Below are 12,861 nucleotides of genomic sequence, written 5' to 3' on the forward strand. Positions count from 1 at the left end.
AAAGGAATAATTGGTTAGTTAATTCTCACTCTTTGTTCTTGTCTCTTGCCTCTATATTCGTCACTCTAAACTTCTCACTTTTCTCCTCCCTTTTATGAAATTTCTAAAAAAAGTATATCTTTAGCCAACTAAAAACCAAAAAGTCACTTTATGGAAGACCAAAAACCAGACGATTTTAAAAGAGAATTAGGATTACTCGACGGAACCATGCTTGTGGTGGGTTCTATGATAGGTTCCGGGATATTTATTGTAAGCTCCGATATGGTGCGCCAGTTGGGATCTGCCGGTTGGTTAATTGCTATGTGGGTGCTTACGGGTACTATTACGGTGATTGCCGCTGTGAGTTATGGCGAGTTGAGCGCGATGTTTCCTAAAGCGGGTGGACAATATGTGTACATCAAGGAAGCCTATGGGAAACTGGTGGGTTTCTTGTACGGTTGGAGTTTCTTTGCCGTGATTCAAACCGGTACAATTGCTGCCGTGGGAGTGGCTTTTGCTAAATTTGCCGCTTACTTGTATGCGCCTTTAAGTGATAAGAATATTTTATATGAAATAGGAGACTTCAAACTCAATGCGGCTCAGATTGTTTCTATTTTCACGATTATTTTGCTGAGTTACATCAACAGTCGTGGGGTGAAAAACTCTAAGATTCTACAAACAGTTCTGACGGTTATCAAAATTTTATCGTTGGCAGGTTTGATTATTTTTGGTTTTATGGCTGCCAAAGCAGAAGTTTGGGATGCGAACTGGACGAATGCGTGGACTTCACAAACACTAAATATAGCAACGGGTTCGTGGTTGCCTATTAGCGGAACGGCTTTGATATCTGGGATTTCGGCAGCCTTAGTAGGTTCTATGTTCTCCAGTGTGGCTTGGGAAGGAGTCACTTTTATCGCCGGAGAAATAAAAAATCCAAAACGCAATGTGGGATTGAGTTTGTTTTTAGGAACCTTAATCGTGAGTGTGATTTATATTTTGGCTAATATCATGTACTTGGCAGTAGTACCTTTATATGAAATTGCTACAGCAGAATCGGATCGTGTGGCTGTTGTGGCTTCGCAAAGTATTTTTGGATCAGTGGGAACATTAATTATCGCTGTGATGATTATGATTTCGACTTTTGCCTGTAATAACGGATTAATTATGGCGGGTGCCAGAGTGTATTATACGATGGCGCAAGACGGTGTTTTCTTCAAGAAGGCGGCTGAATTGAATCACGCAAGTGTTCCGGCTTGGTCTATCTGGGCGCAGTGTATCTGGGCTTCTGCGTTGTGTCTCACGGGGAAATATGGTGATTTATTGGATTTTGTGGTTATTATCGTTTTGATATTTTACATCTTGACTATCCTAGGAATATTTATTCTGCGCAAGAAAATGCCAAATGCCGAAAGACCGTATAAAGCTTTTGGATATCCATTTTTGCCAGGATTGTACCTTATTATCGCTACGGCTATTTGTATTGCTTTGTTGTATACTAAAACGAGTACCAGTGGTTGGGGTGTTTTGATTATGCTTATTGGTATTCCGGTGTATTATTTGACAAAAGCTAAGGAGTAGTTTTTTTTAATTATTAATTATGAATTGTGAAGTGTGAATTTGTGGATTTTAAATCGAATTTTCAAATGTAACTTTTTTGGAAATCAGTAAAAATCCGTTTAATCCGTGTCCCATTCGGTACAATAATGACAGTTTTACTTTACAAAAAATCCGTTTAATCCGTTTCATCTGTGGTTAAATTCGGCACAACAATACCGTATAAATGCAAATAAAAAAATCCGTCTCGTTTGATAACGCGACGGATTTTCTATTTAATTCAGGCTGGGTTGCTGCTTTCTTCAATCTAAATCTAAAAACTAAAAAACTAAAAATTACAATCTGCAACCATCAACCTGTAATCTATAGGCTAGTAATACGTAAAGCGTCTAACTTTGGCAATGTATTTTGCTAATCGAATAACCTGGTGGCTGTAGCCGTATTCGTTATCGTACCAAATGTATAACACAATGTTTCTTCCATCGGCAGAAACGATTGTAGCGTTACTGTCATAAATGGCAGGAGCCGATGTTCCCACGATATCCGAAGAAACCAATTCGTTATTCAAAGAATATTTGATTTGCTCTACCAGATCGCCTTCCAAGGCATATTTTTTCATGATAGCATTGATTTCTAACAGCGATGTTTCTCTGGACACTTCAAGATTCAAGACTACCAATGAACCGTTAGGAACCGGCACCCGAATCGCATTTGACGTTAATTTTCCGGCAAGGCTTGGCAATGCTTTTGCAACAGCACTTCCGGCACCTGTTTCGGTAATGACCATATTTAAGGCTGCTGCTCTTCCACGACGGTATTTTTTGTGCATATTATCCACAAGATTTTGGTCGTTCGTGTAGGCATGGATGGTTTCAAGATGTCCTTTGACAACTCCTAAAGTATCTTCAACAACTTTCAGGATTGGTGTGATTGCATTGGTTGTGCAGGATGCTGCCGAAAAGATGTTAATTTCGTCTGGATTGTATTCATTTTGGTTTACACCATGAACAATATTAGGAACTCCTTTTCCAGGAGCGGTAAGCAATACTTTATCCACACCTTTGGAAACCAAATGTCGGCTTAATGCTTCGTGGGTTGTAAAAGCGCCTGTGTTGTCAATTACCAATGCATTGTCAATTCCAAAAAGTGTGTAATCAATCTCTTCAGGTCCGTTTGCAGTAATAATGTGAACGGTGGTTCCGTTGATAATCAAAGCATTGTTTTCAATATCAGCAGTTACGGAGCCTTGAAAATCACCGTGAATCGAATCGTATCGCAATAAAGAAGCTCTTTTTTCAAGCGAAGTGGCGTCATTTTTATCACGTGTCACGATAGCGCGCAATCGCATTTGACTTCCTTTTCCGGTTTTAGACATTAATTCTCTGGCCAATAAACGACCAATTCGGCCAAAACCATACAGTACAACATCTTTGGGGTGTATGTCCTCAGAGTTTTTGGCATTTTTTAATTTATCAATCACAAAATACTTGGCATCCGGATATTTATCTTCTTCTAAACCATATTCATACGTCAGTTTACCAATGTCCAATTTTGCAGGGGGTAAATTTAAATCTAAAATAGCCTTTGCAATTTTAACCGAATCAAATACTGAAATGGGTTTGTCAACAAATTCGGCCGCATATTCATGCAGGTTGATAATGTCACTGACATTTCTATCAATTAATTGATTCCTGAATAAGACCATTTCTATGGATTTATCATACCATAAATCGCTGATGATTTTGATCAGTTTTACTGCTGCACGTCGCCTGTCGGCTTGAAAAGTAACTTCCTTTTCGTATAAAGTTGTGGTTGCCATGTTGAAAATTTAATGAAAAATAAGGAATTGTATTTTTTAAAATTTGCGCAAAAGTACCCATTTCAATCGATTTCGTAACGTGTTTTATGATTTATTTGTAAAATAAAAAAAGCCACCTTGTTTTTCAAGATGGCTTTGGTTTTTTAAAATTCAAATGTTTTAGAGTATCACGCGCAGTACTTCTCCATTTTTATTAATCATTTCGATTCGTACCGTCTGATTTTCCTCTTTTTTACTTAAAAGTTTAGATACCGTTTCCACATCCGTTGCTTTTACATTGTCAATACTCAAAATAATATTTCCTATCAACTCATCTTCGTATTGTTTCAAGGTTTGGCTATTTATGGATTTGATTCGTACACCGTAATCAATTTTAAATTTTTTCTTATCAGCGGCTTCAATATTTTCTAATTCGATGCCCTTAAACTCTGCATTGAAAAACTCATTTTTACTCAAAATTACGGGAACCACTCTGGTTTTCCCCTCTCTGATATACGTAACCTGTACTTTGTCATTCGGCCTTTTCGTATTGATGTATCCGGAGAGATCAGCGAAAGTAGCCACGTTTTGCTCGTCTAATTTGATGATGACATCGCCTTTTCCAAGTCCAGATTTTTCGGCGCCGGAATTTTTGGTTACTTTATTAATATAGAATCCTTGCGTTTGCGTTATTCCTAATTCTTTAGAACTAATACTGTTCAATTCGCCTCCTTCAACACCAAGAATTCCACGTTGTACATTCCCAAATTCCATAAGATCCTCAATGATTTTTCGGGCAATATTTGAAGGAACCGCAAACGAATAGCCTACGTATGAACCAGTCATGGAGGAAATCATCGTGTTGATTCCTATGAGTTCACCACGTGTGTTGACTAAAGCACCTCCACTGTTTCCGGGATTTACCGCAGCATCTGTTTGTATGAAAGATTGGATTCCGCTGGTGTCTAAATCTCTGGCTTTCGCCGAAACAATTCCGGCGGTTACCGTGGACGTTAAATTATACGGATTACCGACAGCCAAAACCCATTCGCCCACTTTAACCGAATCAGAATTGGCAAAAACGGTATACGGTAATTTCTCCTCTACGTCAATTTTCAATAAGGCAATATCCATTTTAGAATCGGTTCCAATGAGTTTTGCCACGTATGATTTTTTGTTGTTTAGGGTAATTTCAATCTCTGATGCACCTTTAATCACGTGATTATTGGTTACGATGTATCCGTCCTCAGAAATGATTACGCCAGAACCCGTTCCTACTTGTTCCTGGGATTGTCCTCCTTTATACCCATAAAAATATTCTAAAATAGGATTCGTAATTGTTCTGCGGGATACGTTTTTTACGTGTACAACCGTATGGATGGTTTTTTCTGCAGCTTCAGTAAAATCAAGTACATCCGATGATAATCCTACTTTTTTTCCGTAAGAATCCGATGCCGTTGTGACGCCTGAATTTTTTTTACTGGAAAAATACCCATTAGTGTCAAATAATAATTTGTATGAACCTAGTGTTACTACTCCGCTCAACAGTGAAACCATAAAAAGTGTTGAAAATTTTTTCATAATTAAATTCGTTTATTAAGATATTTCCCCGTAAAAATAAAACTAATTTAGCTTTGTAAAATACAGTTTAACGCTCTTTAACAATGATTAACATTTCATTAATAGTTCGTACTTTTGTATCACTCAATTCAATTAAAATGCAACTAGAATTTTATAAATACCAAGGAACTGGAAATGATTTTGTCATGATTGATAATCGTTCAAATTTTTTCCCAAAAGAGAATATACAACTCATTGCGCACTTGTGCGACAGACGTTTTGGAATAGGTGGCGATGGTCTTATTTTATTGGAAAACGACTCGATTACTTCGGACCTCGCAACGACCACTGATTTCAAAATGGTCTATTACAACTCTGATGGAAACCAAAGCTCTATGTGCGGTAATGGTGGGAGGTGTTTAGTGGCTTTCGCCAAAAAGCTGAACGTAATCGAGAATGAAACTACTTTCATAGCAACAGATGGTTTGCATCACGCAACAATTGGGGATGACGGATTGGTTTCGCTACAAATGATAGATGTTGCTGAGGTAAAAGTGAGTTCGGATCATGTGTTTTTGAATACGGGTTCGCCACACCATGTGCAGCTCGTAGACGATTTAGAAAATTACAATACAAAGGAAAACGGAGCCGCCATTCGCTACGGTGATTTGTATGGAAAAGCTGGAAGCAACATCAATTTTGTAAAACAAATTGACGAGACTACTTTTTCGTTACGAACCTACGAAAGAGGTGTAGAGGATGAAACCCTTTCTTGCGGAACAGGCGCTACAGCTGTTGCAATTGCAATGAACGTTTTAGGAAAAACGGATGCCTCTTCAATTGATTTGAATGTAGAAGGCGGCAAATTAGTCGTTTCTTTTGATAAAAATGAGGGTCAATTTACCCATGTTTTTCTCAAAGGACCAGCTGATTTTGTATTTAAAGGCACGATTGAGATATAACTAAAACCCAAAACCAAGAACTAAATACCTAAATGAAAACATTAAAAGGGAATAACATCTATATTCGTGCATTAGAACCCAATGATTTGGAGTTTGTTTATGCCATAGAAAACGACCAGAGCATTTGGGAAGTCAGTAATACGCATACGCCATACAGCCGGTTTTTAGTCAAACAATATTTAGAAAATGCTCATCAGGATATATATGAAGCCAAGCAATTGCGATTGGCTATTTGTCAGGATCAGGATTTTCCAGCCTTGGGTTTAATCGATGTATTTGATTTTGATCCAAAAAACAACAGGGCAGGAGTTGGTATCGTAATCCAAGACAACGAAAACCGAAAACAGAATATTGGCTCAGAAGCTTTAGGGTTATTAATCGAATATGCTTTTTGCAATCTTAATTTACACCAATTATATGCAAATATAGGAACCGAAAATGAAGCTAGTAAGGCACTTTTTACTAAATTTGGATTCGAAATGATAGGCGTGAAGAGAGACTGGACCTTTGTAAAGGGCGTTTATAAAGACGAAGCTGTTTTTCAATTAATCAATACTAAATTTTAAATTTTTTAGTTTTGAATTAGTACCATTTCAAAATCAAATAAATAGGAAGAATGACCCGGTTGTAATTCCATAAAAAAATAAGATCACCTATGAATATTAAGAAAATTATCACCATTGCTTCCATTGTTTTAATATCAATATTAATGATTTATGGATTAATATTATTGAAACAGATTTTTTCTGGCAACACAAAATTTACAGATAAAGAAGTGTATATCTACGTTCCGACGGATTCTAAATACGAAGAAGTGAAGAAGATTATTACACCCTATATAGAGAATATGGATCGTTTTGAAATGGTGGCCAATAAAAGAGGCTATTCTGACAATGTTATTCCGGGTCGTTTTCTATTCACAAAAGGAATGAACAGTTATGAATTGGTAAAAACATTAAGACGTAATTCGCCTGTAAAATTGGCTTTCAATAATCAGGAACGAGTAGAGAATTTAGCCGGACGTGTAGGTTCTCAAATAGAAGCCGACAGTCTGTCATTATTAAATTCCTTCAAAGATTCTATTTTCTTAAAAGAAAACGGGTTCAACGAAGAAAATGTTTTGGTGCTATTCATTCCGAATACGTATGAGATTTATTGGAACACGACGGCAGAAAAATTCCGAGATAAAATGATCAAGGAATACCGTAATTTTTGGAATAAAGAAAGAGTTGCTAAAGCACAAAAACAAGGATTAACTCCTATTGAAGCGACTATTCTGGCTTCAATAGTGCACAAAGAATCCGTTAAAAAAGACGAAAGACCAAGAATTGCAGGCGTGTATTTGAATCGTTTAAGAGCTGGAATGCCATTGCAGGCTGATCCAACTGTTATTTTTGCGATGAAAAAGAAATCGAATGATTTTAACCAAGTCATCAAAAGGGTTTTTTACAATGATTTGACAATGAGCCATCCTTACAATACGTATATGAATGTGGGACTTCCACCGGGACCTATCGCTATGCCTGATATTACAGCATTAGAAGCTGTTTTAGATCCTGAGAAAAATGATTTCATTTACTTCTGTGCCAGTGTGGAGCGCTTTGGATACCACGAGTTTGCCGCTACTTTAGAAGAACACAATAAAAACGCCAAAAAATATTCGGATTGGATCAACAGCCAAGGCGTAAAAAGATAGTTTTGGGGTGGAATAAAAAAGTTGTCTTTTTGTTGCTGTTTTGGATGATTTTTCAAACTGCTTTTGCTCAAGATACAGCGGATAGTTTCTTTAAACCATCCGATTCTTTAGATATAAAGAGACAAAATGCGGTTATCATTTCGGAAGCTATTTTGGCTACGGGAACTTTAATAGCTTTGAATCAAGCTTGGTATGCTGAGTATCCCAAATCTGATTTTCATTTTATAAATGACAATTCAGAGTGGCTTCAAATGGATAAAGCCGGTCATGTATTTTCATCGTATCATTTGGGACGATTTGATGCTGAAATGCTAGAATGGAGTGGTGCCAATAAAAAAAATCAAATGCTGTATGGAGCGGGCTTAGGCTTTGCATTTTTAACTGCAGTTGAGGTTTTAGATGGGTATTCCTCTGAATGGGGCGCTTCATTAGGTGATGTTGTGGCAAATGCTTCCGGTACTGCTTTATATGTTTCACAAGAATTAATCTGGAGGGAACAACGTATTACGCCTAAATTTTCTTTTCATACTACAAAATATGCCAATTACAGACCTGAGGTTTTAGGAAGTTCATTTACGGAGCAAATTCTAAAAGACTATAATGGACAAACCTATTGGCTTTCGGTAAATTTGCATTCTTTCGCTAAAGGCTCAAAAATACCAAAATGGCTCAACTTGGCCATGGGTTATGGGGCTGATGGTATGATAACCGGAAACAAAGAAGATATATCCCCAGTTTTAACTTTGAATCCACAAAGATTCAGACAATTTTACCTTAGTTTGGATGTTGATTTAACAAAAATTAAGACCAAATCCCATTTTTTAAAGACCGTTTTCTCTGTTTTTAATACCGTTAAAATTCCTGCACCTACAATCGAATTTGTGCGTTTTAACGATATAAAATACCACTTCATCTATTTTTAGAAAAGTTTAACTACCTGATTATCAGTATAATTATTTTTGTTGTATCTTTGCACATAGAAATTTCTTAACGGGACAGCGTTTTGAAGAAAAACAATTTATGATAAAGAAGTGGTATTTTTACACTAGTCTGACTGTAATTACAGTTTTTTTAAGCTCAGGTTTTAAACCGTTTAACTTAGAAACCAGCCCTTGGTTTCTTATCAATGAAGAAGAAGGAACACACTACTTATTTCCTTCTGAAAAGCAAGAAGATTACATTAATTCGAATATCCCTTTTACTGGAAATTTTTTCGTTGGCTTTAAGGAAGCAATCGGATACAGAGAATCTGAAAGTAAATATAAAAAAATCAATTCTTTAGGATATTTAGGCAAATATCAATTTGGTATTGAGACTTTAAAGTCTGTTGGAGTTCGGAATAGTTCTACTTTTTTAAATAGTCCTGAATTACAAGAAAAAGCATTTATCGCACTTTTGGCTAAAAATAAATGGGAACTGAAAAAGGAGATTGAAAAATACGAAGGAACAATACTCAACGGAATACAGGTTACTGAATCTGGAATTTTAGCTGCGGCTCATCTTGGAGGTGCAGGATCAGTAAAAAAGTATTTTAAAAATAAGGGTAAGCGCTATTTCAGAGATGCTTACGGAACTTCTATAAGAACTTATATGAAACTATTTGGGGGTTATGATACTTCTTTTATTGTTGCTGATAGCAATGCAAACGTAAAAAACATGCAAATTTAAATAGTTTAGACAAAATATAAAAGGCTGTCTGAATTGCTTTTGACAGCCTTTTTTGATTCTAAATCAAATTATTTCGCTTTAAGAATTTCCCCATTGGGACGCACCACTAATTTCACGGTTTCTTTATCTTTTTTAATTTTAATGTTATATTGTTTTTTGATAATATCCCCTTCTGACTGTGAATAAAGGAAACTGTCATTAACAATGGACCAACCGGGATATGCTCGGTAAATAGAATAGATCACCTCACTGGGAAGTTTAACGTTTTTGAATTCTTCCACAACGCGTATTAATTTTCCGTTTTCATTGTAAGTTGCGGTCAAAGATCCATTTTTTACTTCCATTACTACAAGGTATTCTTCAAACCCTTCAGCATCTTTACCTAAATCAAAGGCAATAAATTTTTCTTCTACAGTTCGTACTCTTTGGTCTGGATTATTGTCAGGAATATAAACAGAAAAATCTGAGCCAACTCTTTTAATGACTACGCCAGGTAATTCTTCGATTTTAATTTTACCTTTTGGAGTTTCTTGTGAATAGGATGCTATAGTAACGCTTAAAAAAAGTATAATAATAAGTGCTTTCATAATATTTCAGTTTTAAATTAATGATTGATTTTTTCGTAATTCAATAGACTAATAAATCTTAAGGCTTGCTGTTTTACTTCCCCTTTTTAAATTCATGTAATTATCTATATATCAGTATTTTAAAAATTTAAATTTTCAACAAAAATAAATATGCTTATGTAAATTTAGCTTTTTAATTTAGGTTTTTACGTTAATGTATACCATAACTTATGTTAAGAAAATCAGGGAAATAATTTCTTTTTTAATAGGAATAGTATGTTTTTAGTTTTAATAAAAAAAGCACCAATTTTTTGATTGGTGCTTTAGATAAAATTGAAAATTATAGTGTTCTTTTTTATTCGAAACTGTCCATTAAAATTTCTAATATTTTAATGGCGGCTTCACTAATTTTTGTTCCTGGACCAAACACGGCAACCGCACCCGAATCAAATAAAAATTGATAATCTTGGGCAGGAATTACTCCGCCTACAACCACCATAATATCTTCGCGGCCGTATTTTTTTAGTTCTTCAATTACTTGCGGTACAAGTGTTTTGTGTCCGGCTGCTAGAGAAGAAACCCCTAAAATATGCACGTCATTTTCTACCGCTTGCTTGGCAGCCTCCGCTGGTGTTTGAAAAAGTGGGCCAATGTCTACATCAAAACCAACATCAGCATAACCGGTAGCCACAACTTTTGCACCACGATCGTGTCCGTCTTGTCCCATTTTGGCAATCATTATTCGAGGACGACGTCCTTCTTTTCTAGCAAATTCATCTGCTAATTGTTTTGCTTGTTCAAAACTTTTGTCGTCTTTTATTTCTTTACTATACACACCGCTAAAGGATTTAATTTGTGCTTTATATCTTCCAAAAACTGCTTCCAATGCATCACTGATTTCTCCTAATGTTGTTCGGTTTCTGGCGGCTTCAATGGCAATTTCCAATAAATTACCTTCTCCCGTTTGCGCACAAAGGGTTAGTTTTTTTAATGAATTTTGGACTTTTTCAGTATCTCTAGTCGCTTTGATTCGGTCTAATTGTTCCAATTGTTGCTTGCGAACCATTTGGTTGTCCACATCCAAAATCTGTAAAGGATCTTCTTTTTCTAATCGGTATTGATTTACGCCCACAATAATATCCTGGCCGCTGTCTATTCTGGCTTGTTTTCTGGCCGCTGCTTCTTCGATTCTAAGTTTTGGAATTCCAGATTCAATGGCTTTGGTCATTCCGCCGAGTTCTTCCACTTCGTGAATAAGTTTCCAAGCATTTTCGGCAATTTCATTCGTCAAACTTTCTACGTAATAACTTCCGGCCCAAGGATCAACGGTTTTGGTGATTTTTGTTTCTTCTTGTAAATAGAGTTGCGTGTTTCTGGCAATTCTTGCCGAGAAATCCGTTGGTAAAGCTATGGCTTCATCCAAAGCATTGGTATGTAAGGATTGTGTTCCTCCAAAAGCGGCTGCTGCAGCTTCAATACAGGTTCGAGCCACATTGTTAAACGGATCTTGCTCTGTTAAACTCCAACCCGAAGTTTGGCAATGGGTTCTCAAGGCTAATGATTTATCGTCTTTTGGTTCAAATTGTTTTACCAGTTTTGCCCATATCATTCTTCCCGCACGCATTTTGGCAATTTCCATAAAATGGTTCATACCAATCGCCCAGAAAAAGGATAATCTTGGAGCAAATTCATCAATTTTCATTCCGGTTGCTAATCCAGTTCTTATGTATTCCAATCCATCAGCCAACGTGTAAGCCAATTCAATATCAGCAGTGGCTCCCGCTTCTTGCATGTGGTATCCTGAAATAGAAATCGAGTTGAACTTGGGCATTTTTTTGCTGGTGAATTCAAAAATATCAGCAATGATTTTCATCGAAGGTGTTGGCGGATAGATATAGGTATTACGCACCATAAACTCTTTCAGAATGTCATTTTGTATCGTTCCGGAAAGTAATTCGGGTTTAACGCCTTGTTCCTCGGCAGCGACAATATAGAAAGCCATAATGGGCAAAACGGCGCCATTCATGGTCATGGAAACTGACATTTCTTCCAGCGGAATTTGGTCGAATAATACTTTCATATCTTCCACGGAATCAATCGCAACCCCCGCTTTTCCAACATCGCCTACTACACGTTCGTGATCAGAATCATAGCCGCGATGCGTAGGTAAATCAAAAGCGATTGAAAGTCCTTTTTGACCCGCTGCTAGGTTTCTTCTGTAAAAAGCATTGCTTTCTTCGGCAGTTGAAAATCCGGCATATTGGCGTACTGTCCAAGGTCTGCGGACGTACATTGTTGCGTAAGGTCCGCGTAAATTTGGTGCAAAACCAGCGCCAAAATCAAGATGGGTAAGATTCTCAATATCTTGTTCCGAATACGTTGGTTTTAGTTCGATTCCTTCTGCAGTGAGAAATGCATCAGTCAAAGAATTTTCATTCTCTACTTTCAACGTCGAACTTTCTAATTTTATATGTTGTAAATCTTTTCTTTTCATTTGTTTACCACAAAGGTTATGGGTTTTGAAGTTTTCTAATTCCTTTCAATCCATATTTCAGCATTTCTTGAAGTATGGAAAATAGCTTTAATTACAATTTTGTTATCGTGAATGTTGAAATGAATTAGGTATGGAAAATTTTCAATTAAAGCTTCTCTATTGTCGTCATATCTTATTTGAAATAGAAGCGGATTTGACTTAATTATTTTTAAACTTTCTTTAAAAGAGCTTTTATATCTTTCTCCTAATTTAGGTTGAATACTTTTATACCATTCAAAAGTTTCTTTAAAATCATGTTTAGCTTCTTCTAAAATTACAGTCTTATAATTCACTGTCAATTTCTTTTAAAAAATCATCAATGTCTTGAGCTGAAGAGGGATTTTTAAGATATTTCTCCGTTCTTTCTTTAACTTGGTCAATTTGCCATTGAGGAATTTCTACAGTATTTGATTTAGGAAGAATAATCACCTCAACTTCTTCAGCATTAAAATCATCAGGCAATGTGATGTTTATTTTGTGATTTTTTACCTTAACGATTTGTCTTATGGCTTGCATAATTTTGTTTTTTAATAAAGTAAATATAC

Annotated in this window: 12 protein-coding genes; 6 read left to right on the forward strand and 6 right to left on the reverse strand. The window is 36.2% G+C overall.

Annotated features, from left to right (window positions below; genetic code table 11):
- Positions 1-150: 150 nt before the first annotated feature.
- On the forward strand, positions 151-1,557 hold the full coding sequence (locus ACNQGD_RS02550; protein WP_417998183.1) for an APC family permease: 1,407 nt from the start codon (positions 151-153) through the stop codon (positions 1,555-1,557).
- 346 nt (positions 1,558-1,903) lie between these two features.
- Here ACNQGD_RS02550 and ACNQGD_RS02555 read toward each other — a convergent pair whose 3' ends face one another.
- The gene (locus ACNQGD_RS02555) at positions 1,904-3,352 is read right to left on the reverse strand and encodes a glyceraldehyde-3-phosphate dehydrogenase (RefSeq protein ID WP_417998184.1); all 1,449 of its coding nucleotides are present in this window, start codon (positions 3,350-3,352) and stop codon (positions 1,904-1,906) included.
- A gap of 159 nt (positions 3,353-3,511) precedes the next feature.
- The gene (locus ACNQGD_RS02560) at positions 3,512-4,912 is read right to left on the reverse strand and encodes a trypsin-like peptidase domain-containing protein (protein ID WP_417992595.1); all 1,401 of its coding nucleotides are present in this window, start codon (positions 4,910-4,912) and stop codon (positions 3,512-3,514) included.
- Positions 4,913-5,049: 137 nt separating this feature from the next.
- Between ACNQGD_RS02560 and dapF the strand changes: the two genes are divergently transcribed.
- The 5 genes from dapF (at position 5,050) to ACNQGD_RS02585 (ending at position 9,217) form a co-directional block, all read left to right on the forward strand.
- Positions 5,050-5,853, forward strand: coding sequence for a diaminopimelate epimerase (gene dapF / locus ACNQGD_RS02565; protein WP_417998185.1), 804 nt, complete (start codon positions 5,050-5,052; stop codon positions 5,851-5,853).
- A 32-nt stretch (positions 5,854-5,885) separates the two neighbouring features.
- Entirely contained in the window at positions 5,886-6,419 is a 534-nt protein-coding gene (locus ACNQGD_RS02570) for a GNAT family N-acetyltransferase (protein ID WP_417992597.1), read from the forward strand.
- An 89-nt stretch (positions 6,420-6,508) separates the two neighbouring features.
- The gene (gene mltG / locus ACNQGD_RS02575; RefSeq protein WP_417998186.1) at positions 6,509-7,549 is read left to right on the forward strand and encodes an endolytic transglycosylase MltG; all 1,041 of its coding nucleotides are present in this window, start codon (positions 6,509-6,511) and stop codon (positions 7,547-7,549) included.
- A gap of 44 nt (positions 7,550-7,593) precedes the next feature.
- The gene (locus ACNQGD_RS02580; RefSeq protein WP_417998268.1) at positions 7,594-8,472 is read left to right on the forward strand and encodes a DUF2279 domain-containing protein; all 879 of its coding nucleotides are present in this window, start codon (positions 7,594-7,596) and stop codon (positions 8,470-8,472) included.
- A gap of 97 nt (positions 8,473-8,569) precedes the next feature.
- Entirely contained in the window at positions 8,570-9,217 is a 648-nt protein-coding gene (locus ACNQGD_RS02585; protein WP_417998187.1) for a peptidoglycan-binding protein LysM, read from the forward strand.
- Positions 9,218-9,285: 68 nt separating this feature from the next.
- Here the strand turns inward: ACNQGD_RS02585 and ACNQGD_RS02590 are convergent, their stop codons facing one another.
- From ACNQGD_RS02590 to ACNQGD_RS02605, 4 genes are all read right to left on the reverse strand, one after another.
- Positions 9,286-9,804, reverse strand: a complete 519-nt coding sequence (locus ACNQGD_RS02590) for a hypothetical protein (protein ID WP_417992600.1) — start codon at positions 9,802-9,804, stop codon at positions 9,286-9,288.
- Positions 9,805-10,138: 334 nt separating this feature from the next.
- On the reverse strand, positions 10,139-12,277 hold the full coding sequence (gene scpA / locus ACNQGD_RS02595; RefSeq protein WP_417998188.1) for a methylmalonyl-CoA mutase: 2,139 nt from the start codon (positions 12,275-12,277) through the stop codon (positions 10,139-10,141).
- Between the two features lie 35 nt (positions 12,278-12,312).
- Positions 12,313-12,609 carry a type II toxin-antitoxin system RelE/ParE family toxin gene (locus ACNQGD_RS02600; RefSeq protein WP_417998189.1) on the reverse strand — a complete coding sequence of 99 codons (297 nt, stop codon included), beginning with the start codon at positions 12,607-12,609 and terminating at the stop codon, positions 12,313-12,315.
- On the reverse strand, positions 12,599-12,832 hold the full coding sequence (locus tag ACNQGD_RS02605; protein ID WP_417992603.1) for a hypothetical protein: 234 nt from the start codon (positions 12,830-12,832) through the stop codon (positions 12,599-12,601). Before ACNQGD_RS02605 ends, ACNQGD_RS02600 begins: the two co-directional genes overlap by 11 nt.
- Between the last annotated feature and the right edge of the window lie 29 nt (positions 12,833-12,861).

It is taken from the genome of Flavobacterium glucosi, from assembly GCF_048286535.1.
Classification (GTDB): Bacteria; Bacteroidota; Bacteroidia; order Flavobacteriales; family Flavobacteriaceae; genus Flavobacterium.